Origin of the sequence: Pseudomonas sp. PvP009, from assembly GCF_017832995.1 — a bacterium.
Taxonomy (GTDB): domain Bacteria; phylum Pseudomonadota; class Gammaproteobacteria; order Pseudomonadales; family Pseudomonadaceae; genus Aquipseudomonas; species Aquipseudomonas syringae.
Genome location: NZ_JAFIBG010000001.1, coordinates 3,720,038 through 3,741,129 on the forward strand (window position 1 = coordinate 3,720,038; position 21,092 = coordinate 3,741,129).

General features: G+C 59.4%; 16 protein-coding genes and 2 pseudogenes. 9 read left to right on the plus strand and 9 right to left on the minus strand.

The genetic code is table 11. The features are described from left to right. Positions 1-582 precede the first annotated feature (582 nt). Positions 583-1,101 (plus strand): GNAT family N-acetyltransferase, encoded by a 519-nt coding sequence (locus tag JOE29_RS15735; RefSeq protein WP_058446944.1) that lies wholly within the window; start codon positions 583-585, stop codon positions 1,099-1,101. A gap of 24 nt (positions 1,102-1,125) precedes the next feature. On the opposite strand, the gene JOE29_RS15740 is transcribed toward JOE29_RS15735, so the two are convergent. Beyond that, the gene (locus tag JOE29_RS15740) at positions 1,126-1,848 is read right to left on the minus strand and encodes a haloacid dehalogenase type II (protein WP_210079685.1); all 723 of its coding nucleotides are present in this window, start codon (positions 1,846-1,848) and stop codon (positions 1,126-1,128) included. A gap of 169 nt (positions 1,849-2,017) precedes the next feature. Here JOE29_RS15740 and JOE29_RS15745 point away from each other — a divergent pair, with 169 nt between their 5' ends. Then, positions 2,018-3,013 carry an aldo/keto reductase gene (locus tag JOE29_RS15745; RefSeq protein ID WP_003315226.1) on the plus strand — a complete coding sequence of 332 codons (996 nt, stop codon included), beginning with the start codon at positions 2,018-2,020 and terminating at the stop codon, positions 3,011-3,013. A 268-nt stretch (positions 3,014-3,281) separates the two neighbouring features. Beyond that, positions 3,282-4,922, plus strand: a complete 1,641-nt coding sequence (locus JOE29_RS15750) for a methyl-accepting chemotaxis protein (protein WP_210079686.1) — start codon at positions 3,282-3,284, stop codon at positions 4,920-4,922. Between the two features lie 62 nt (positions 4,923-4,984). Here JOE29_RS15750 and JOE29_RS15755 read toward each other — a convergent pair whose 3' ends face one another. The 5 genes from JOE29_RS15755 to JOE29_RS15775 all read right to left on the minus strand — a co-directional run bounded on the left by JOE29_RS15755 (position 4,985) and on the right by JOE29_RS15775 (position 10,077). Then, complete coding sequence (locus JOE29_RS15755) at positions 4,985-6,184, minus strand: MFS transporter (protein ID WP_210079687.1); 1,200 nt, start codon at positions 6,182-6,184, stop codon at positions 4,985-4,987. Positions 6,185-6,513: 329 nt separating this feature from the next. Beyond that, a complete protein-coding gene (locus JOE29_RS15760; protein WP_210079688.1) occupies positions 6,514-7,806 on the minus strand; it encodes a sorbosone dehydrogenase family protein in 1,293 nt (430 codons plus the stop codon). Further along, the gene (locus tag JOE29_RS15765; RefSeq protein WP_003342934.1) at positions 7,803-8,231 is read right to left on the minus strand and encodes a DUF2231 domain-containing protein; all 429 of its coding nucleotides are present in this window, start codon (positions 8,229-8,231) and stop codon (positions 7,803-7,805) included. The genes JOE29_RS15760 and JOE29_RS15765 overlap by 4 nt, the downstream gene beginning before the upstream one ends. 146 nt (positions 8,232-8,377) lie before the next feature. Continuing rightward, positions 8,378-8,521, minus strand: a complete 144-nt coding sequence (locus tag JOE29_RS15770) for a DUF2256 domain-containing protein (protein ID WP_003423312.1) — start codon at positions 8,519-8,521, stop codon at positions 8,378-8,380. Beyond that, positions 8,518-10,077 (minus strand): cryptochrome/photolyase family protein, encoded by a 1,560-nt coding sequence (locus tag JOE29_RS15775; RefSeq protein WP_080289365.1) that lies wholly within the window; start codon positions 10,075-10,077, stop codon positions 8,518-8,520. Before JOE29_RS15775 ends, JOE29_RS15770 begins: the two co-directional genes overlap by 4 nt. A 234-nt stretch (positions 10,078-10,311) precedes the next feature. Between JOE29_RS15775 and JOE29_RS15780 the strand changes: the two genes are divergently transcribed. Continuing rightward, positions 10,312-12,480 (plus strand): TonB-dependent siderophore receptor, encoded by a 2,169-nt coding sequence (locus tag JOE29_RS15780; RefSeq protein WP_024684517.1) that lies wholly within the window; start codon positions 10,312-10,314, stop codon positions 12,478-12,480. Positions 12,481-12,535: 55 nt separating this feature from the next. On the opposite strand, the pseudogene JOE29_RS25485 reads toward JOE29_RS15780, so the two are convergent. Further along, positions 12,536-12,664, minus strand: a pseudogene (locus JOE29_RS25485) (ArsR family transcriptional regulator); the annotation flags it as partial. Between the two features lie 34 nt (positions 12,665-12,698). On the opposite strand from JOE29_RS25485, the pseudogene JOE29_RS25660 reads away from it, so the two are divergent. Next, positions 12,699-12,857 (plus strand): annotated as a pseudogene (locus JOE29_RS25660) (MFS transporter); the annotation flags it as partial. On the opposite strand, the gene JOE29_RS15790 reads toward JOE29_RS25660, so the two are convergent. Further along, positions 12,782-13,165, minus strand: a complete 384-nt coding sequence (locus JOE29_RS15790) for a hypothetical protein (RefSeq protein WP_210079689.1) — start codon at positions 13,163-13,165, stop codon at positions 12,782-12,784. The pseudogene JOE29_RS25660 and the gene JOE29_RS15790 sit on opposite strands and share 76 nt — an antisense overlap. On the opposite strand from JOE29_RS15790, the gene JOE29_RS15795 reads away from it, so the two are divergent. Beyond that, the gene (locus JOE29_RS15795; protein WP_003423303.1) at positions 13,134-13,382 is read left to right on the plus strand and encodes a hypothetical protein; all 249 of its coding nucleotides are present in this window, start codon (positions 13,134-13,136) and stop codon (positions 13,380-13,382) included. The two genes, JOE29_RS15790 and JOE29_RS15795, sit on opposite strands and share 32 nt — an antisense overlap. A 59-nt stretch (positions 13,383-13,441) precedes the next feature. Further along, positions 13,442-16,132, plus strand: coding sequence for a glycoside hydrolase family 3 C-terminal domain-containing protein (locus JOE29_RS15800; RefSeq protein WP_210080021.1), 2,691 nt, complete (start codon positions 13,442-13,444; stop codon positions 16,130-16,132). A 90-nt stretch (positions 16,133-16,222) separates the two neighbouring features. Here JOE29_RS15800 and JOE29_RS15805 read toward each other — a convergent pair whose 3' ends face one another. Next, positions 16,223-16,876: a TetR/AcrR family transcriptional regulator gene (locus tag JOE29_RS15805; RefSeq protein WP_122335641.1), complete on the minus strand. Its 654-nt coding sequence runs from the start codon at positions 16,874-16,876 to the stop codon at positions 16,223-16,225. A 561-nt stretch (positions 16,877-17,437) separates the two neighbouring features. On the opposite strand from JOE29_RS15805, the gene JOE29_RS15810 reads away from it, so the two are divergent. Continuing rightward, positions 17,438-20,293: a PAS domain-containing protein gene (locus tag JOE29_RS15810; protein ID WP_235592844.1), complete on the plus strand. Its 2,856-nt coding sequence runs from the start codon at positions 17,438-17,440 to the stop codon at positions 20,291-20,293. Positions 20,294-20,398: 105 nt separating this feature from the next. Further along, positions 20,399-21,007 (plus strand): TetR/AcrR family transcriptional regulator, encoded by a 609-nt coding sequence (locus tag JOE29_RS15815; RefSeq protein ID WP_003319640.1) that lies wholly within the window; start codon positions 20,399-20,401, stop codon positions 21,005-21,007. The last annotated feature ends 85 nt before the right edge of the window (positions 21,008-21,092 follow it).

The following is a 21,092-nucleotide window of genomic DNA, read 5'->3' on the forward strand; positions in this document are numbered from 1 at the left end:
ACGGGAGCGCAGAGCAGCAAGCCCGTCAGGCACGGCATGAGCAATGCCGGATGAACATCGAGATTCAGGGAGAGGGTGCGGCGCGGGCTCTCGGGCTCATGCCATGACCTGACATGCAAGCGCGCGGGGGGATCGCTGAGGGATGACAGGCGAACGCGGCACGGCGCGAATCGCATACAGAAAGGGGGTTGGCTGGCTCGTTGACGAGACTGATCGCTCTACCCTTGGAACTGACGTTTGCATACCGCGTGGCCAATTGAAACCTCACCTTCGGTTCGAGGGTCAACGACGGGGAACGGCCTGCGCCGGGGTGTCAGCGCCAGGGTGGACCCGATCGGCTGTGACTGCGGAGTCTGTGGACCCATGACAGTCATTGGCGCTGGGTTTTTGGCCCTGAGCGCCGGGGATAATAACCACGATTTTTAGCGATGAGGCAAACAAAAAGTTACAAACCGCGAAAGTGTCCGTCAAACGGCACGGCCGTCCAGCCGCCGGATCTGTTTCAAATTCCAGTGTCAGGCGACGACTTTTCCAGGCATCCGATGCAATACTCGAAACCTGATTCACATGAGCCCGGCCTCTATGACCCTGAACTACCTACGACTGACCCCGGCCGATGCGCCTGCCTATCGCGCCTTGATGCTTGAGGCCTATGAACGTCATCCAGACGCCTTTACCTCTGACGTGAAAGAGCGCGAGGTGCTGCCTGCGCAATGGTGGGAGAAAAGGCTCGATGACAGCGCTGGCGCAAGCGAAGTAGTGTTTGCCGCCGTTGAAAACGGTCACCTGCTGGGCGTCGCCGGCCTCTGCGTCGAAACCCGAAAGAAGGCCCGACACAAATCGACCCTGTTCGGCATGTACGTGCCACTGGCACACAGGAACAGGGGCATCGGCGCTCGATTGGTGCGCAGCGTGCTCGACCATGCCGGAACCCGGCCCGAGCTTCTGGTCGTCCAGCTCACTGTCACGCAGGGCAACACCGAAGCAGTCGGACTGTACGAGCGAATGGGCTTCGTGACCTTTGGCCTCGAACCCCTTGCAGTCGCTGTAGGCACCGGGTTCGTCGCCAAAGTGCACATGTGGAAAGACTTGCGCGGGTGAACGGCCCGCCCGGGTAATGGCGCTTCAGCAATCGAGCGCGTCAGCCGCTTCGGTCAGGGAATCAACGATCACATCCCAGTCCTGTTCGGCGGTCAGATCAGACGTCTGGCCTGGCCCGTGCTCGGCGGGACGTCGGACGAAAACGGTCTTGAAGCCATTCGCACGTGCGGCAGTCAGGTCGGCGTTATGCGCAGCCACCATGGCGACGCAATGCGGCGCCAGACCCACTGCTTTTGCAGACTTCAGGTAGGCCTGGGGAATCGGTTTGTAGGTGCCGGCGATCTCCGCGCCGACGATGACGTCCCAGGGCAGTCCGCCGAACTTTGCCAGGTTGAGCATTCCGGCGATGTGTCCGTTCGATAGCGTACCGATCGAGAATCTGCGCTTTAATCGGGTCAGGCCTGCGACCGAGTCGGGCCATGGATCGAGCCTTTCCCAGGCCTTGTTCAGCTCGGCGAGCTCGGCGTCGGAGATGCTGCCGAAATCCACCTCGTGGCGCGCCAGCACGGTTTCGAGACTTTCCCGGTTGAGCACGTCGAGTGTCACGTACGGGCGCTCACCCGCACGCACGCGCTGCATGGAAGGTTGATAAAGACCGCGCCACTGATCGGCAAAATCAAGGGGGTCGACGTTCACGCCATGCTGCTGCAGAAATGGCGCAGCGGCCCGCGCCACGCCGTTTCGCCAGTCGACAACGGTGCCGAATACATCGAAACCGAGAAACCCTATCTGTTCCAGTCTGGCCATATTGCTCTCCCGAATCGTGCACAGTCGCTTATAGTTCTACAGAACTAGAACTATAGAACCAATCGCGCCAAAGCGAGTTGTTCCGGGCAGACATTACCCCAACTGTAAATGTTATGGACGGCACCGAAACGGCTCGACGGCTGATCAATCAACGATAGACGGAGGATTCATGGACTACGTAAAGCTTGGCAACACAGGGCTGGATATTTCCAGACTGTGCCTTGGATGCATGACATTCGGCGAGCCCGATGCCGGAACGCATCCCTGGACACTGGGCGAAGAAGCAAGCAGGCCGATCATCAAACACGCCGTCGAGCAAGGCATCAATTTTTTTGACACGGCCAACAGCTACTCGGCAGGTACTTCGGAAACCATCGTCGGCAAATTGCTCAAAGAGTTCACCCGTCGCGACGAGACCGTCATCGCCACGAAGGTGTTCTTTCCGGCAAACATGTGGGAAGGCTCGACCCGTCCTAACGAAAAGGGGCTCTCGCGCAAGGCCATCATGTCCAGTATCGACGCGAGTCTGACGCGACTCGGCACTGACTACGTCGACCTGTACCAGATCCATCGCTGGGACTATGACACGCCCATCGAAGAAACCATGGAAGCCCTGCACGATGTGGTCAAGGCCGGCAAGGCCAGGTACATCGGCGCGTCCTCCATGTACGCATGGCAGTTCGCCAAGGCCCAGCAGGTCGCGACCGCGCATGGCTGGAGCAGGTTCGTCTCGATGCAGAACTACCTGAACCTGGTGTATCGCGAAGAAGAGCGCGAGATGATCCCGCTGTGTATCGATCAGGGTGTCGGCCTGATGCCGTGGAGCCCGATGGCACGCGGCAGGCTGACCAGGCCCCATGGTCAGCAGACCGAGCGGACCAGAACCGACGTTTCCGGCCAGTCGTTTTACGAGGCGACGGAAAAGGAAGACGGTCGGGTGATCGATACCGTGGAACAGCTGGCCGCAGAGCGCGGGGTGCCGATGGCGCAAATCGCACTGGCCTGGGTATTGGCCAAGCGCGGTGTATCCGCGCCCATCGTCGGCGCTTCCAAGGCCACGCAACTGGACGATGCCATCGCAGCGCTGCAACTGGTGCTCAGTGATGAGGATATCAAACGCCTCGAGGCTCCGTACGTGCCCCATGCAGTGACCGGATTCGTCTGACCGACGCTGTAAAAAATCCCGGAACCGGCGAACGTCATGAGCCTCGCCGGTTACCCGCGGTACACAGCGACGACGAGCGCCCCTAAAGATCGCACCGCGCGCTTTCGTAACTGTCATACAGTTCTGAAATAACACCTGTCTATGTCACCGTGCGCAAATATCTATTGGGCAGCGAGTCGACTGGGCGCTATTGTCAGGCGATTCTGAATAAAGGCTCTTCGCCATTATTTAATTCGACGTCTTCTCTTGCCTCGCTCGGGTTCATTCCATGAAAAATCAGGTTTCTCTGGCTACGCGCATCGGCTTGGGATTCGCCGCTGTCGTCTCGCTGCTCATCGTGATCACCGCCGTTGGCATTCAGCGGGTCGGGTTCATCGACAGCACTCTGGAAGACGTAGGCGAAAATGCCGCCAAGGTGCAACGCTATGCGATCAACTTCCGGGGCAGCGTGCATAACCGTGCGATCGCTCTGCGCGATGCAGTACTGGTCAACAACGACCAGGACCTGGCGCTGCATCTGGCAGAGATGACCCGTCTTGAAAAGGACTATGTCGACTCGGCCGTACCGATGGAGCAGTTGTTCACCAAGCCCAATGTCAGTGCCGAAGAGCGCCAATTGCTGCGCGGCATCAAGGAGATCGAACAGCAAACGCTCAGCTCTACCACGAGCGTGATTGCCTTGCGCCGTGCCGGAGACATCGCCGGTGCGCAGGCCTTGTTGCTGAGCCAGACCTCCGGTAACTACAGTGAATGGCTGAAGCGCATCAACGCGCTCATCGACCATGAGGAAGCCTCGATCAGGGTCCAGCTGGATAATGTGCAGGCAACCGCCAGCCAGTTCCGTGGCCTGATGCTGCTGGCCACAGCGTTCGCCGTGCTGCTGAGCATCGTGCTGTCGGCGTTCATCATCCGCTTCGTGAAAAAGACCCTTGGCGCAGAACCGGTTGACGTTGCCGAGGCCATTCGCCGACTGGCAGCGGGCGATCTGCAGCAAACCATCACCACGGCGTATCCCGACAGCGTCATGGGCGTGCTGAGAACGGCGCTAAACCGTCTTTCGGAAACCATCACCGACGTACGAATGGCCGCTCAAGAGGTCAGCCAGTCCTCTACCGTGCTGTCGGCGGCATCCTCCGCCAACAATGCGCAGATCATGGTGCAGACCCGTGAAGCCGAACAGGTAGCCACCGCCATCAGCGAGATGGCCGCGACGGTCAGTGAAGTGTCGGGCTATGCAGCGCAGGCCGCAGACGCTGCACGTCTGGCTGACAGTGAGGTGGCGAACGGCAACACGCTCGTCGAAGGCACGACCACTGCCATCGAACAACTGGCGGCCACGCTGACTGAAACGACCAGTACCGTGGAGCAGGTCTCACGGCACGGCGAGGAGATCGAAAAGGTGATCGAGGTGATCAACTCGATTGCCTCACAAACCAACCTGCTGGCGCTCAACGCGGCCATTGAGGCCGCCCGCGCGGGCGAGCATGGCAGAGGTTTTGCGGTGGTGGCCGATGAGGTTCGTTCGCTGGCCAATCGCACCCAGCTGTCGACCCAGGAGATTCAGAACATGATCAGCACGCTGCAGGGTGGTACTGAAACTGCGGCACAGAACATGCGCGACAGCTGTGAACTGGTCAATCGTGCCGTGGAACAGACACGCAATGCCCAAAGCGCCTTGTCGAGAATCAATCAGGAAGTGAGCGCGATCAATCACATGAACGCGCAGATCGCCAGCGCGTCGGTTCAACAGAGTGCGGTGGCAGAAGACGTTGCGATAAACATCACCAGCATCCACGACTCGACACTCAAATCTGCCAATGGATCGCAGCAGGTGGCAACCGCCAGTGAGGAGCTCGCACAGCTTGCGGATCGCCTGACCCGCAAGGTCGCGTTTTTCAAGGCAGGCTGAGGGAGTGATGAGTTATCGCGACGATGGATTGAGCATCGCCGCGGTATCCCATTATCGGCAGATCAGTCTATGCAACTGACCGGCCTTGAGTTGCGCATCGCCAGTATCACGGTGAGCATGGACAGCGCGGCACATACCGCGCCGATCACGATGGCAGCGGTAAAGCCGGCCCGACCGGACACCACACCACCAATGAACGCCCCGCCGCCTATCGACAGATTCACCACACACACCAGCAACGCCTGAACGCCCTCGACACGATCATTGGAAGCCTCGAAACACCAGATCTGTGTGGTGATGGGGATCATCCCGAAAGCGAACCCCCAGACCAGAATCACCGGCCAGAGCAGCCACGGGTTACCGACGAACATCAGCAGCGCAGTCAGCGAACCCAGCATCAGCAGGGTCATGATCAGCACCGAGGACGGCGCGCTTCTGGCCGCCAGGGCTCCACCGGCCAGATTGCCTGCAACCGCCGCCAGGCCGAACGCGAAGAGCAATGCCCCCAGCGCCTGACCCTGGATATGTGCGAATTCCTGCACGAAGGGCGCTAGATAAGTGTAGGCCGCGAAGTGCCCGACATAGATCAACAGTGCGGCAGCGAACATACGACGAATGCGCTGCTCGCCAGCCAGCGACAACATCTGGCTGATGCCGGCGGAACGTTCGCCCGGCAACGCAGGCAGGAAGGTTGCGATCAACAACCCCACTGCAACCGTGACCACTGCCGCTGTTTCAAAAGCTGCCCGCCAGCCGAAGGCTTCACCGATCAACGTACCGGCCGGAATCCCGGCGACAGTGCCAATCGAGACGCCCGCCAGCACATAAGCAGTGGCCTTCACGCCCTCCTTGCCGGGCCTCAAGCGCGGCCCGAGTGACCCGGCAATCGTCCAGAATCCCCCCAGCGCGAAGCCGAGCAGGACCCTGCCTGCGAGGGTCAGCCAGAAGTGCGTAGACAACGCGACGATCAGGTTGGATGCCAGCAATATCGACAGCAGCCCGAGCAACAGGCGCTTGCGGTCGACATGACTGAACAGGGCAATACAGGACGGTGCCGAGATGGCCGCAAGGATGCCGGGAACGGCCATCATCAAGCCTGTCTGGCTGATGCTCGTTCCCAGGTCGCGAGCGATATCGGGCAGCAGCCCGACCGGCAGAAATTCAGTGGTGACGGTGGCGAACGACCCAAGCGATACACTGCCAACGGCCCACCATGAAGCGGGTTTTGTTTCTACGTTTCCAGCGGTTTCAAAGCGACTCACAGCGGTTCCAGAATTCAGGGATGTCAGCGACCGGCCGCTCGGGCCAGCGCGTGGAAGCGGCCAACCCTAACGTGTAAGTCCGTATCGAAGCCACCTTGCGAAAGAATTTTGTGTGGATGACGCAAGGTAAGCCCAGCGAAGGCTGGCCATCAGGCCGATGCCCCGCGTCGAGGTTGCATGGGTGACGCAGAGCGTCAAGAACGGCATTCCCACGCAGTGCATGGGAACGATCAATCACCGACTATCGTACCGACTCTCTGCGTCAGGAACGGCATTCCCAAGCAAAGCTTGGGAACGATTATTCGACAACGACTTCCGGCTATCGTGACCTACTTGTTGCGGGTCACTCTCCAGATGGTGTTTGCCAGGTCGTCAGCGATGATGAGTGCGCCTTTCGGATCAACCGTCACGCCCACTGGCCGGCCGCGAGTCTTACCGTCAGCTCCGCGGAAACCGGTTGCGAAATCCACGGGCTCGCCCGCAGGACGTCCATTGCTGAACGGCACAAAGATCACCTTGTAACCCACTGGGTTATCGCGGTTCCAACTGCCGTGCTCGCCAACGAACACGCCGTCGGCAAACTTGTCGCCCATGGCCGGGATCGAGAACGACACGCCCAGTGCGGCGACGTGCGAACCAAGGCTGTAATCAGGCTTGATCGCCGCAGCGACTTTGGCCGGATTCTGCGGCTGGGCACGCGTGTCGACATTCTGGCCCCAATAGCTGTAAGGCCAGCCGTAGAACGCACCCTCCTTCACCGAGGTCAGGTAGTCCGGAACCAGATCAGGCCCCAGTTCGTCACGCTCGTTGACCACCGTCCACAACTGGCCGGTGCCCGGCTGAATCGCCAGTGCTGTCGGGTTGCGCAGACCGGTCGCATAAGGTTTGTGGGCACCGGTGGCGGCGTCGATCTGCCAGACCATCGCCCGATCGATCTCGACCTCCATGCCGCGCTCGGTCACGTTACTGTTCGAGCCGATACCGACATAAAGGTAGCGGCCATCAGGGCTTGCCGTCAGCGCCTTGGTCCAGTGGTGGTTGATCGCCGCAGGCAAGTCGGTGACCTTGGCAGGTTCACCGCTGGCCTTGGTCTGGCCTTCCTGATATTCGAAGCTCACCAGCGCATCCTGGTTGGCTACGTACAGCTTGCCGTTCGCGAAGGCCAGGCCATAAGGCGCATTGAGGTTCTCGGCAAAGACCGTCTTCAGCTCGTACTTGCCGTCGCCGTCCGCGTCCCGCAACAGTGTCAGACGATTACCGCTTTTGACCTTGGTGTTGCCTTGGGCCTTGATGACGCTGGCAATTACGTCCTTGGGTTTGAGCTTGGCAGCGCTGCCGCCGCGTCCTTCGGCAACGATGATGTCGCCATTGGGCAAGACGATGGACTGGCGCGGAATATTCAGGTCACTGGCAATCGCCGTGATGCTGAAACCCTCAGGCACGGCAGGCTTCTGATCGCCCCATGCGGTCGGTTCGGCAATCTTCATGCTCGGCAACAGGCCGCGTTGCGGATCCGGAAGTTTCGGATCCGGTCCGCGCGCCTGAGTGCTGTCGGCTTCACCACCGCAGGCGCTCAGCAGCAGCGCCATGCTCAATGCAGTCAATGCGTGGATATTTCTCATTCTGCACCTCCGGAACGCAGGCTGGTGAGCCCGGTCCACGTCGCAACGCAGGCCAGAACAGTGACGATGACCGACAGGATCAAGCCAGACGGCATGACCGCCCAGGCGTCTTTCGCATGCTCGAAGGCATTGACCAGACCCAGCACCCAGGTAACCAGCAACAACAGGAAGTACACCACGGGACGACCGGCCTTGTGATCGGCGCGAACCAGATTGACCAACGCGAACAGCAACGCCAGCCCGCAGAACAACAGGCCTCCGGCAATCAGCCAGGCGGCAAAGTTGCTCCACTGAATCTGAAAGGTCTGGTAGTAGGCAATATCACTCAGCAAGCCGCCAAGAAACAAAGGCACGGTTCCGGCAAGCAAGGTCGCGTGTAGCGGGCCTGGCGTGTAGCGGTAGACGGGATGGGTGGTTACGGTCATGACGGCTCCTTTTCGTTCGGCGACCCTGGATCAAAACTCAGTGCGGATGCACTGGCAGGTCGGGGTCGCGCTGAATGCGCATAAGGAAGGATCATGCTGAGCAAGCGATAGTTCAGCGCTTTTCATTTCGAAATATGTTGAAGACGCTACTCGCGTGCCGTGCGCTTGTTTCGCCGGCAACGCTCAGAGCAATAAAGCACCTCATCCCAGCAGCGCGCCCACTTCTTGCGCCAGGTGAACGGCAGCCCGCAGACCACACAGGTTTTGACCGGCAACTCACTCTTTTTCAAAGCGCTTCTCCGGCATCCAGCCTGGCCAGCAAATGCTCGCCCCGCTCCCACAGCGCCTGTTGCTTGGGCTCAGCCATACGATCAAGGTTCTTATAGATAATCGCCATGCGCTGATTGCGACGTAACAGGTCGCCGTGGCGCATCAGGAAATGCCAGTAGAGTGCATTGAACGGGCAGGCATCCTCAGTGGTGCTTTCAGTGACCTTGTACGCACAGCCGCGGCAATAGTCAGACATGCGCTTGATGTACTGGCCGCTGGCGCAATAGGGCTTGGAGCCCAGATAGCCGCCATCGGCATGCATGACCATGCCCAGCGTATTGGGCAGCTCGACCCAGTCGAAGGCGTCCATGTAGATCGCCAGATACCACTCGCAGATCTGCTCCGGCACGATGCCGGCAAGCAGGGCAAAGTTGCCGGTCACCATCAGGCGCTGAATGTGGTGGGCGTAGGCGTGCTTCAGGCTCTGGCCAATCGCCTGACTCATGCAGTTCATCTTGGTTTCGCCAGTCCAGTAAAACTCGGGCAGCGGCCGGCTGTTACCGAACAGATTGCCGCTCGCGTAATCGGGCATTTTCAGCCAATAGACGCCACGCACATATTCCCGCCAGCCGATCAGTTGGCGAATGAAACCTTCGGCGGCATTCAGCCCCACCCTGCCCGACCAGTATGCGGATTCAACGTCACTGCACACCTGGCGTAAATCCAGCAGCCCGATGTTCAGCGCAGCACTGATGCGCGCATGAAACAAAAACGGCTCATCAGTGGCCATAGCGTCCTGATAATCACCGAAACCGGCCAGGCCATAGTCCAGAAAGTATTCCCACAGCGCCTGAGCGTCGGCGTGCGTAACCGGATAGTCGAAATTATCCAGCGAGCCGTAATGACTGGCAAAGCGCTCGCCCACCAGCGTCAGCACCTGACGGGTGATGGTGTCGGCGGAAAAGCGCAGCGGATAAGGCGCGGCCATGCCCTTGGGCAGCGCCTTGCGGTTCTCGGCATCAAAGTTCCAGGCACCACCGACCGGCGTACCGTCGCCGTTCAACAGCAGCCTGCTTTTGCGGCGCATCTCCCGGTAAAAGAACTCCATGCGCAACTGCTTCTTGCCTTGCGCCCATGACGAAAACTCGTCACGGGAACAGAGAAAGCGCGTATCGGCGTGCCACTGGATGGGCAACCCGCAGTCCTTGATCGACTGCTCCAGACGCCAGTCGCCACACTCGGTGATGTGCAGCTCTTCTGCTCGCAACAGAGCCTGCCAGCGCTGTAACTCACCCGGCACCGACCCGGTGTTCTGCGGATCATCGAGCATGACGTACTGCACCCGAACACCACGCTCACGCAGCGCCTCGGCAAAATGCCGCATGGCGCTGAAGATCAGCACGATCTTCTGCGGATGATGCGGCACATGACTCGCCTCTTCCATGACCTCCACCATCAGGACCGTATCGCGCTCGGGGATCAGACCCGCCAAGGATGCGAGATCGAAGGAAAGCTGATCGCCGAGGATCAGGTGGAGACGAGGGGCTTGGGTCAATGGAAGAGGCTCCGCAGCCATAAAACTTGTACCAATGTAATTTCATGTACAAGATTTTCATAGCGTTTTTCGATGGGATACCTGCCCGACCCGCAGGGCGACCCACGCCCGGCCTCAGCATGGAAATGTGAAAATTTTGTTAACTATTTGTTCGCAGTGTCTTTTTCTGATCGAAACAACCTGTCACACTAATGCGAACCATTATCAACATTATTATCATCCTGCCATGGAGGGCGTCGAGGGAGTGTCGGGTTCATGTCGGGGCAACAATCGCAAAGCCGTAATCGTTTCACACCGGGTCTGCTGGCCATGGGCATCTGGGCTGCCACCACACAGGCAGCCTTTGCCGCTGGAGAACAGGTTGGCGAAGCACAGCCCGCCACGACCATGGAGCTGGGTGCCACGCAGATCAGCAGCGATCAACTTGGCTCCACAACCGAGGGCAGTCAGTCCTACACCACCGGCCCGATGCAGACCGCGACCAAGTTGCCGCTGACCATTCGTGAAACGCCGCAGGCTGTAACGGTCGTCACCCGCCAACGCATGGACGATCAGGCTATGACCAGCATCAATGACGTGGTGAGGTATACGCCGGGACTGTTTTTGGACCAGTCCAGCGGACCGGGTCGGCAAACCTACACGTCCCGCGGTTTCGACATCGACAACATCATGTACGACGGCCTGCCCGCCTCTTACTCGGGCTACACGGCAGGCGTTCAACCCAATCTGGCCATGTTCGATCATGTCGAGGTGATCAGGGGCGCGACTGGCCTGGCGACAGGGTCTGGCAATCCTTCGGCAGCGATCAATATGGTGCGCAAGCGCCCTACCGCCGTGCCACAGGTCACCCTCACCGGCACGGTCGGGAGCTGGGACGATTACCGTGGCGTATTCGATGCGTCCGGCCCACTGAACGACAGCCGCACGGTTCGCGGCCGGATAGTCGGCTCCTACCAGGATGCCAACAGTTTCCGCGACAAGGAAAAGAGCGATCACGGCGTGTTCTACGGGGTGGTCGAAGCCGATCTGAGTGACGCGACGACCGCCACCCTGGGCCTGTCTCGTCAGGAAGATCAGACCAACTACTTCTGGGGCGGCCTGCCCCTGGGCGTCGATGGTCACCACCTGAACCTGCCGCGCTCCACCTACTCAGGGTCGGATTGGGAAAACAAGAAAATCCAGATAGACACCGTGTTCGGTGAGCTGGAGCACCGTTTCGACAACGACTGGAAGCTGCGCGTAGCAGGCTCGAGCTCGTCGCTGGACGGCCTGTTTTCGGGGACTTATCTGTCTCGCTACAACGGCCCGCTGGAAACCACGGCCTACCAGTCGAAGCCGGAAGAGCAGCAGACCGCCTTCGATGCCTACGCCAGTGGGCCGGTCGAGGCCTTCGGCCGCACTCATGAAGTGGTGGTCGGCACCAGCCGGCGCGTGTACGACCAGACCAGCAACGAGTACAGCCCCTACGACACCGGCCTGCCCATCGGCGCGCCAAAGCCGGACTTCGTTCGCAATGGCAAGACGCATAGCATCGCTACCCAGGATGCGGTCTATCTCACCACACGCCTGAGCCTGGCCGATCCATTGACCCTGATCCTCGGCGGCCGTCTGGACTGGTACGACTACGATGACCGCGTCGGCGATGAAGACTACAAAGTCACCCGTAACCTGACGCGCTACGCAGGGCTGATCTATAAGCTGGATGAACACCACTCGCTTTACACCAGTTACACCGACGTCTTTCAGCCGCAGAGCGCACAGGACCTGTCCGGCAAAGTGCTCAAGCCGGTGGTGGGCGAAAACTATGAAGTCGGTATCAAGGGTGAATACTTCAACGGCGCCCTCAATACCTCCCTGGCGGTGTTCCAGATCGACCAGAAAAACCTCAAGACCCAGTCACCGACCCAGGCGGGCTGCGCGGTTCTGACCTGTTACGACGCTGCCGGTCTGGTACGCAGCCAAGGCATCGAGATGGAACTGCAAGGCGCGCTGACCGAGAACTGGCAAGTCGGCGCAGGCTATACCTACGCCCGCACCCACTACCTCAAGGACGCCGATCCGGCGAACAAGAACCAGCAATTCAACACCGACACACCCGAGCATCTGTTCAAGGTGTCGACGGTCTATCGTCTGCAGGGTGCACTGGAGAAAATGCGCGTCGGTGGCAACGTTTACTGGCAGAGCCGCATGTACAACGACATCGCGCTTACCGATGGCAGCTATCGCCTGGAACAGGGTAGCTACGCCGTCGCCGACCTGATGGCAGGGTATCAGGTGAGCAAGAACCTCGACGTGCAACTGAACGCCAACAACATCTTCGACCGCACCTACTACACGGCAATTGGCGCAAGCTCGGTATGGGGCTCCACCGACGTCTACGGCAACCCGCGCAGCTATGCGTTGACGGCCAAGTACAGCTTCTGAACCTGAGCCACGCTGCTACCGGGCATGCCCGACAGCAGCGTGGTTACCTGAGCGGTTACGCACCGCCTTCCATACCAAACGCCTTCGCCATCCCGCCTGCCCCTTTGGGCGTCAGCTGCAGTGCTCTGGAATCCAGATGGCGGCTTACCCAACCTCGTTTGAGCATCAGTTCCAGCAGCGCCGCCGATGTGAGGAGACGCTCACTCCAGTCCAGATAGGCGTAGGCATTCTTCGGTGGCGTCCGGGCTTTATTCGACGGGCCTGACAGCGACGTAATGATGCTGACACTCACTGCCAGTATTCAGGCGTCAGCAATACTTTCACTTATCAGCACGCGACCCCACGGAAAATCATCTAAAAACCAAAAAACAGAGTGATCACTCTGTTTTTTAAAAAGAAGATTAATGCCTTTAAAAACACAAAAACCAGAAAAATATTGCATATTAACTATATATTTTGAAATTAAAACAAAATCAAAACCAAATAGCTGCCATTGAATTTTACCCAATATCAAATAAATAAAATTGCATTCGTGTATTTTACCTTTCAGCAATTTTCTGTTTGTCACGCACGCCTTGAATGAACTGTCAGCGGCCCTGAGCTGCTGATTTGCCTGTCTGCCTGTTTCATATTTCTGTTTGGAGATTCTCCCGATGGCCAGCCCCCTGCTACCTGTTGTTGCCACTTTACTGATGTCCCTTGCCGCCCTCCCGGTGTCTGCCGCTGACGGGCAGAACCCGCTGCCATCCACGTCGAGCGAGCGCCGCGCAGAAGTCGACGCACAGCGTGAGCAGATCACGGGTGCCGACGCTGCCGTACAGAAAACGCCCAATGGCGCGCAAACGGTGGTGGATGCACCGATCGACACTGCTGACGCCCCTGCCGGCAATGAAGACCGCTGAGTGACCCACTGACTGCAACCGATCAACCTATGAATGACGTAAGGAATAACTCCGTGTCCATGATCAAACAAGGCCTGGGCCTGAGCCTGTTGGCGCTCGGTATCGCCCAGGCAGGCAGCGTATTCGCTGTCACGCCGATGAGCGGCAATGAAGTGGAAGCGCGCGTAGGCGCGATGCTGGACAACATGACGCAATCGGAAAAAATCAATTTTTCGCGCGTTGACGACGGCCGCATGATTCCCAAGCTGGACAAGTTCAACCTCCAAGGCACGGTCGCCTATGACTCGGCCATGGGCGTACTGGTCGGCGGCAAGACGTTCGGCGCGCAGTACCCCTCGCCATCCGCCCTTGCCGCAACCTGGAGCATTAACCGGGCCAAGGAATTCGGTCTGGCCATCGGCTACGAAACCCGCATCGCAGGCGGTCAGCAGATGCTGTCGCCGGCCATCAACCTGTACCGCACGCCGTTCAACGGCCGGGCAGCTGAGTACATGAGCGGCGAAGATCCGTTTCTCGGCGCAGTACTGGCACCAGCTGTCACCAACGGCATCCAGGTTCAAGGCATCCAGGCGGCCGCCAAGCATTACCTGATGAACGAGCAGGAAGCGAACCGTCATTATCTGGATGTGAAGATCGACGAACGAGCGATGCAGGAGCTGTACCTGCCGGGCTTCGAATCGCTGGTCAAGAACTCGAATATCGCCTCGATCATGTGCGGCTACAACAAGATCAACGGCGAATACGCGTGTGAAAACCACCACCTCATCACCGATATCCTCAAAGGCCAGTGGGGCTTTCAGGGTAACGTCATGAGCGATTTCAACTCGGTTCAGGACGCCTTCAAGGGTGCCTGGGCGGGCACCGATATCGACATGCCCAGCGGCCTTCAGTTTACCGAAGCCAAACTGCTGCCTTATGTCTGGAATGGTCAGTTGCACCAGAACGTGATCGACGACAAGGTGCGCAGGAACCTGAGAGCGCTGGTCAGCTACGGCTTTGACAAAGGGATCAACAAGGCGCAGCCACTGGAGCATCGTGAATACGGTCAGCTGGCGGCCTTGAACGTCGCCAGAGAATCGATCGTCCTGCTGCGCAACGAGCCAGTAGACGGGCAGAAACCTCTGCTGCCGTTGTCCAGAAACGCAAAGATCGCCGTCATTGGCGACATGGCCATGCAGCCGCCGACCGCGCCGTTCGGCACCGCCTATTCGGCGCCGGCCAGCTATGTCACCGAAGTGAGCGGACTCAAGCAACTGGCGTCTAGCCCGTCGAATGTGGACTACCTGCCACAGATGAGCCTGAACCCTAAATCATCGGTCTGGTATCAGCCAGGCAGTGACCAGCAGGCGATCAGCAACACCGGCGTAAAAGCCGAGTACTACGCCAACACCTCGCTGTCCGGCGACCCGGTGGCAACCCGCATCGAGCCGGGCGTCAACCTGGACTGGATTACCAATACCAACGTGACCGATAACGGTGCCAGCACAGTCAACGGTTATACCCCTGCGCCAGGCGCGTTCTCTGCCCGTTTCACCGGCAAGATCAAACCGACGATCACCGGGCCCCAGGTGTTCAAGGTACGTGCCGACGGCCCTTACAAACTCTGGATCAACGATGAGCTGGTGCTTGAAGATGAAGGCGCGCAAGTCTCGTTCGACCTGATTCCAGTCGTGCCGCGCACCGTCAAGACACCGAATCTCAAGGCCGGCAGCGAATACAACGTGCGCCTCGAATACCGCCGGCTCAAGGGTAACTTCACCCCGGTACTGGGCGGCATGAACGGCGTGCAGATGAGCTGGGCATCGTTGCGTCCACCGAAGAACCTGGGGGATTACGACGCTGTCGTGGTAGCCGCCGGCAATAACTTCGAATACGAGGGTGAGTCGCTCGATCGTCCGTTCGAACTGCCGCAATTCCAGTCCGAGCTGATCGGTTTCATTCAGAAAGCCAACCCGAAAACCATCGTGGTACTGCATGGTGGCGGTGGCATGGACATGCAGCCATGGGCTGACAAGGTAGCTGCGTCTCTGCACGCCTGGTATCCAGGGCAACAGGGCGGCCAGGCACTGGCTGAAATCCTCTTCGGCAAGGTCAATCCGTCGGGCAAGCTGCCGATCACGCTGGACAAGAAGGCGCAGGACAATCCGAGCTATGCATCGTACTCGAACCCGGTGCCGTACTATTTCAGCAGCCCTAACCCGCCTGTCGAGATGAGCTACAGCGAAGGCCTTTACCTGGGCTATCGCGGTTACGACAAGAAGCACACCAAACCGCTGTACCCATTCGGTTTCGGGCTTTCGTACACCACCTACGCGTACAGCGACCTGAAGCTGTCGAGCAATGTGCTGGCACCGGGCGCGACCATTCAAGCGTCGTTCACGGTTACCAACACGGGTGACAAGGCCGGTTTCGAAGTGGCTCAGTTGTACGTGCAGCCTTCCAAGCCGCTGGTTGATCGTCCAGAGAAAGAGCTGAAGGGCTTTTCCAAGGTTTACCTGAAGCCTGGCGAAAGCAAGACCGTGACCATTGCGCTGGACTCGCGCTCGTTCGCGTACTACTCAGCCAACTCGGTGAGCTGGAACGTTGACCCTGGCAAGTTCAAGGTGCTGGTAGGCAAGGACTCGGAAAACCTGACGCTCGACCGCACGGTTGTAGCGTTGTACCCGGAGAAATTGACCACTCGCGACTCCAACCCGCTGCCGATTCCCCTGCGCAAGGCCGTACAGGTCAAGGCAGAACAGGCTTACTAAGCGACATTCATCCCAAGCAACATTCATCACACGCCAAAGGCATCGGTGGTCGACAGGACCACCGATGCCTGCCTGGCAAATGCTCGCAGCTCAGCGTGCAGCCAGATCCCGCGCCAGTCGTTCGAGAAACCTGGCAAACCCCTCCTCTATCTGCACATCCCCTGGCGATCGAAGCCATTGAATCTGCATGCCATCCATCATGGCGGCTATCTCCAGGCTGATCTGCCTTGCGTCAATATCCGCTCGAACTTCGCCTTCCTCGACCAGCAACTTCAGATGCGCCTGAAGATGACCGTGCACAATTGCAAAACGCTCGCTGAACCAGCGGTGTGCAGGATGCGTGACCGACAGGCTTTCAGTGTTGATGATCATCAGCGCCTGGCTGACCGCAGCGTCTTCGATACTGAAACTCATGACCTGCTTCAGAAACGACAGGAACCCCTGCAGAGAAGCGACCTGATCGGCATCCTGCAGCCGGCCGGCAATGTACTGGTCGCGATGTTCGAGAACAGCTTGCAGCAGCACCAGTTTGGTCGGGAAGTGGTGCAGCAGGCCGACCTGAGAGAGACCTGCCACCTTGGCAATGTTGGTCAGCGAGGCGCCGGCATACCCATCCCGAGCGAAGAGGGTCATGGCCGCCTTGATGATTTCGGCCTTGCGCACCTCGCCCTTGGGCAGGCGACGTTTGGCTGGAGGCTGCTTGGCTGCGCTGGGTGTACCGGAGCTGTTTGCATCGATGGACATACGAAGGGCACGTTTCGCATAACGAAAGGGTAAATCCTAGCATGCGCTCCGCAGAACCCCTGAAAAAAGGCTGCTCCGCAAGCACAATTCGCATCAGGTCATGAGCGATGTGCGCAGCCTGCGAACAAAGTTGTTCCCATGGCCTGATGCCCTCTAAAGAAAGCCGCAAAAAGGCCGATGAATACCCGGGCAAATTGCCTTGTTTTTGGACACGCCCCTTGAATCAGCGCAGGACACATTGGCTGCTTTAAATTCTTGATCCGTCGAAACCCGATTCGTCGGCAGGTGTCCACCGACACGGCCACTGATATGCAGTCAAGACAGGCCGTGAGTTCAAGCGCGACAATGACCGTATGATGGCCGACATAGCATGACGCACATCAGGTGCAGCCTGCCGAGGGCGAACGGGCAAATGCAGAGCTTACTAACGAGCGGATTTCAACGTGCAAAGCAGGCCACCGGCAAGTGCCCGCCCATGCCAAACATAACGTGTGAGCGGGAGGCGCTCTGAAAGACCTGACAAGAGAAGAGCTTGAAACGCAGATCGTGGACCTGCGCAGAATGCTTGAAGAAGCCGGCATCGACGCCGCAACGAATACCCGTCGACCCGCAGCCATCGGCCGCGAGGCACGCCAGCGCGCAGTCTTTGACAGTGCGATGGATTTCGCCATGATCCTGACCGATCGCGACGGCATCATTACCGACTGGAACCCGGGCGCAGAGCAGGTTCTGGGCTGGACCCAGGATGAGATGGTTGGCCAGAGCGCCGAACGTTTCTTTACGCCCGAGGACGTGGCCAACGATCGTATCGAGCATGAAATGCAGCTTGCGCTGAGCGTAGGCCGGGCATCGGACGAGCGCTGGCACCTGCGCAAGGGCGGCCAGCTGTTCTGGGCATCAGGCGAGATGATGCCGCTCTACGATGAAAAGCATACGCACCTCGGCTTCGTGAAAATCCTGCGCGACCGCACGCCCGAACATCTGGCGGGCCGCGCGACCGAAGAAGCCCAGGAACGACACCGGCTCGCCGCCAAGGCGACCAATGACGCGATCTGGGATTGGGACTTTGCAGCCAACCTGGTGCTCTGGAACGACGCGCTGGAAGAGGCCTACGGCTACCCGCTGGCAACTCTGGACAACTCCGGTGACTGGTGGATGGGCCAGATCCATCCCGACGACCGTACCCGCGTGTACAACTCCATTCATGCCGTGATCGACGGCAATGGCACTGCCTGGACGGACGAATACCGCTTTCGTCGTCTGGACGGGGCCTATGCCGACGTGCTGGACCGCGGCCATGTGATACGCGATATCGACGGCCAGGCGGTGCGCATGATCGGCGCAATGCTCGATATGTCGCAGATGCGCAAGGCCGAGACCGCGCTGCGCCAGAGCGAAGAGCGCTCAAGGGCGATGCTGGAGACCATCGAAGCCGCATTCGCCATCATTCAGGTCAAGTTCGATGCCGATGACAGCCCGGTGGACTACCGCTTCATCGAGGCCAACCCCGCCTTTGAACGTCAGGCCGGCGTCGATCTGCGGGGCAAGTGGGTGACCGAGTTCGCGCCAGACCTGGAGCGGTTCTGGTTCGAAGCCTATGGCAACGTCGCCAAAACCGGTGAGCCAGCCAACTTTGAAAACTATGCCAAAGCTTTCGAACGCTGGTTCGAAGTCAAGGCGGTGCGTGTCGGTGAACCGGCTGATCGGCAGATTGCGGTGATCTTCAGCGATGTGACGGCGCGACGCGACGCCGAAGAGCGCTTGCGCACCAGCGAGGCCGTCGCGCGTGAAAACATCGACCGCGTTCAGCTCGCCCTGGCCGCCGGTGCAATCATCGGCACCTGGCACTGGGACTTGCCGACCGATCGCTTTACCGTCGATGAAGCCTTCGCCAAGGCCTTCGGTCTGGACACCGCGCTGGGCCGTGAAGGCCTGAGCCTGGAGCAAGTCATTGCCACTGTTCACCCGGAAGACAAGCAAGGCCTGATCCATGCGATCAATGCGGTTATCACCAGCGGGCGTGTTTACGCCCACCAATACCGTGTTCGTCGTAATGATGGCATTTACTACTGGATCGAAGCCAACGGCCGGGTCGACCGAGCCGAGGATGGCACGCCACTGAGCTTCCCCGGTGTGCTCATCAACGTCGACGAACGACGCGCCGTGGCAGCCGAACGCGACCGTGCCACTGCCGCGCTGCGTGCCCTCAACGACACGCTTGAGCAACGCGTGGCAGCCCGTACAACCGAGCTCATGCAGGCCGAAGAGAAGCTGCGCCAGTCACAGAAAATGGAAGCGGTCGGGCAACTGACCGGTGGCCTGGCCCACGACTTCAACAACCTGCTGGCGGGTATTTCCGGCGCTCTGGAACTGATGGGTACCCGTATCGAGCAAGGCCGCTGGGGCGAGGTCGACAAGTACATCGTGACCGCCCAGGGCGCGGCCAAACGTGCAGCGGCCCTGACGCACCGGCTGCTGGCCTTCTCTCGACGCCAGACCCTGGACCCGCAGCCGACCGACGTGAACAGGCTGATGAAAGGCATGACTGACCTGATCCAGCGCACGGTCGGCCCCAGCATCGTGGTCGAGACCATCGGTGCCACGGGGCTGTGGCCGACACTGGTCGATGCCAGCCAGCTGGAAAACGCGCTGCTGAACCTGTGCATCAACGCCCGCGATGCCATGCCGGACGGCGGACGCATCACCATCGAGGCGAGCAACCGCTGGATCGACGGTGATGTGGCACGCGCACACGATATGCCTGAGGGCCACTATCTGTCGCTGTGCGTGACCGATACCGGCACCGGCATGACACCCGATGTCATCGCCAAGGCATTCGACCCCTTCTTCACCACCAAGCCCATTGGCCAGGGCACCGGGCTGGGTCTGTCGATGATCTACGGGTTTGCCAATCAGTCTGGCGGACGCGTGCTCATTCAGTCACAGGTCGGCAAGGGCACCGCGATATCACTGTACCTGCCCCGCTACGAGGGCACTGCGGCCAAGGACGAAGGCGATGTGCACAAGGCACCGTTCGAGTTCACCCAGTCCGGGGAAACCATCCTGATCGTGGACGACGAACCCACGGTGCGCATGCTGCTCACCGATGCCCTCGGCGACCTGGGCTATACGCTGATCGAAGCCGCCGACAGCCTGGCCGGCCTCAAGCTGCTGCGTTCGGATGTGCATATCGATCTGCTCATCACTGACGTGGGTTTGCCGGGCGGCATGAACGGACGACAAATGGCCGATGCCGGACGCGAGGTCCGCCCGCATCTGAAAACCCTGTTCATCACCGGCTACGCGGAAAACGCCGCCATCGGTGACGAACAGCTCGGGCCAGGAATGCGCGTGCTGACCAAGCCGTTTGCGATTGACTCTTTGGCCGCCAGAGTCCAGGAACTGATGAGCGTCTGAGTAGATGGCCCGCTGCAACCCTGCCCCGGGCCGTCAACATTGAGCGCTGCGCAAACCCGGTGCTAACATGCGCGACCGCCATGCAGGCAAGGGAATAACCGGGTCATGAGCAGTATCCGCGAGCGCAACAAAGAACTCATCCTGCGCGCTGCCAGCGAGGAATTCGCCGACAAAGGCTTCGCCGCCAGCAAGACCAGCGACATCGCAGCCAAGGCCGGTGTGCCCAAGCCCAACGTCTATTACTACTTCAAATCCAAGGAAAACCTCTATCGCGAGGTGCTGGAAAGCATCATCGAGCCCATTCTGCGTGCCTCTACGCCCTTCAATCCCGAAGGCGTACCTGCCGAAGTCCTGAGCCGCTATATCCGTTCGAAAATCCAGATTTCCCGTGACCTGCCCTTCGCCTCGAAAGTGTTCGCCAGCGAGATCATGCATGGCGCCCCGCACCTGACAGCGCAGCAGATCGAACAGCTCAACGGCCAGGCACGGCACAATATCGAATGCATCCAGGCCTGGATCGACAGCGGACAGATCGCCCCGCTCGATCCTCACCACCTGATGTTCACCATCTGGGCGGCGACCCAGACCTACGCCGATTTCGATTGGCAGATCGCTACGGTCACCGGCAAGGCAAAACTGCAGGATGCCGATTACGAGGCGGCAACGCAGACCATCCTCAGGCTGGTACTCAAGGGCTGCGAGCCGGACCGCTGAGCCCACCCTGCTTTCCTGCAGACGCAAAAAACCCGCCGAAGCGGGTGGTTTTGCAACATGACCATTCCGACATCCTGTCAGTAGC

What these genes read in the sequence shown, in the direction of transcription:
- JOE29_RS15735 (WP_058446944.1), top strand. Translation starts at nt 583, where the DNA reads ATGACCCTGAACTACCTACGACTGACCCCGGCCGATGCGCCTGCCTAT.
- JOE29_RS15740 (WP_210079685.1), bottom strand. Translation starts at nt 1,848, where the DNA reads ATGGCCAGACTGGAACAGATAGGGTTTCTCGGTTTCGATGTATTCGGC.
- JOE29_RS15745 (WP_003315226.1), top strand. Translation starts at nt 2,018, where the DNA reads ATGGACTACGTAAAGCTTGGCAACACAGGGCTGGATATTTCCAGACTG.
- JOE29_RS15750 (WP_210079686.1), top strand. Translation starts at nt 3,282, where the DNA reads ATGAAAAATCAGGTTTCTCTGGCTACGCGCATCGGCTTGGGATTCGCC.
- JOE29_RS15760 (WP_210079688.1), bottom strand. Translation starts at nt 7,806, where the DNA reads ATGAGAAATATCCACGCATTGACTGCATTGAGCATGGCGCTGCTGCTG.
- JOE29_RS15765 (WP_003342934.1), bottom strand. Translation starts at nt 8,231, where the DNA reads ATGACCGTAACCACCCATCCCGTCTACCGCTACACGCCAGGCCCGCTA.
- JOE29_RS15775 (WP_080289365.1), bottom strand. Translation starts at nt 10,077, where the DNA reads ATGGCTGCGGAGCCTCTTCCATTGACCCAAGCCCCTCGTCTCCACCTG.
- JOE29_RS15780 (WP_024684517.1), top strand. Translation starts at nt 10,312, where the DNA reads ATGTCGGGGCAACAATCGCAAAGCCGTAATCGTTTCACACCGGGTCTG.
- JOE29_RS15795 (WP_003423303.1), top strand. Translation starts at nt 13,134, where the DNA reads ATGGCCAGCCCCCTGCTACCTGTTGTTGCCACTTTACTGATGTCCCTT.
- JOE29_RS15800 (WP_210080021.1), top strand. Translation starts at nt 13,442, where the DNA reads ATGATCAAACAAGGCCTGGGCCTGAGCCTGTTGGCGCTCGGTATCGCC.
- JOE29_RS15805 (WP_122335641.1), bottom strand. Translation starts at nt 16,876, where the DNA reads ATGTCCATCGATGCAAACAGCTCCGGTACACCCAGCGCAGCCAAGCAG.
- JOE29_RS15810 (WP_235592844.1), top strand. Translation starts at nt 17,438, where the DNA reads ATGCTTGAAGAAGCCGGCATCGACGCCGCAACGAATACCCGTCGACCC.
- JOE29_RS15815 (WP_003319640.1), top strand. Translation starts at nt 20,399, where the DNA reads ATGAGCAGTATCCGCGAGCGCAACAAAGAACTCATCCTGCGCGCTGCC.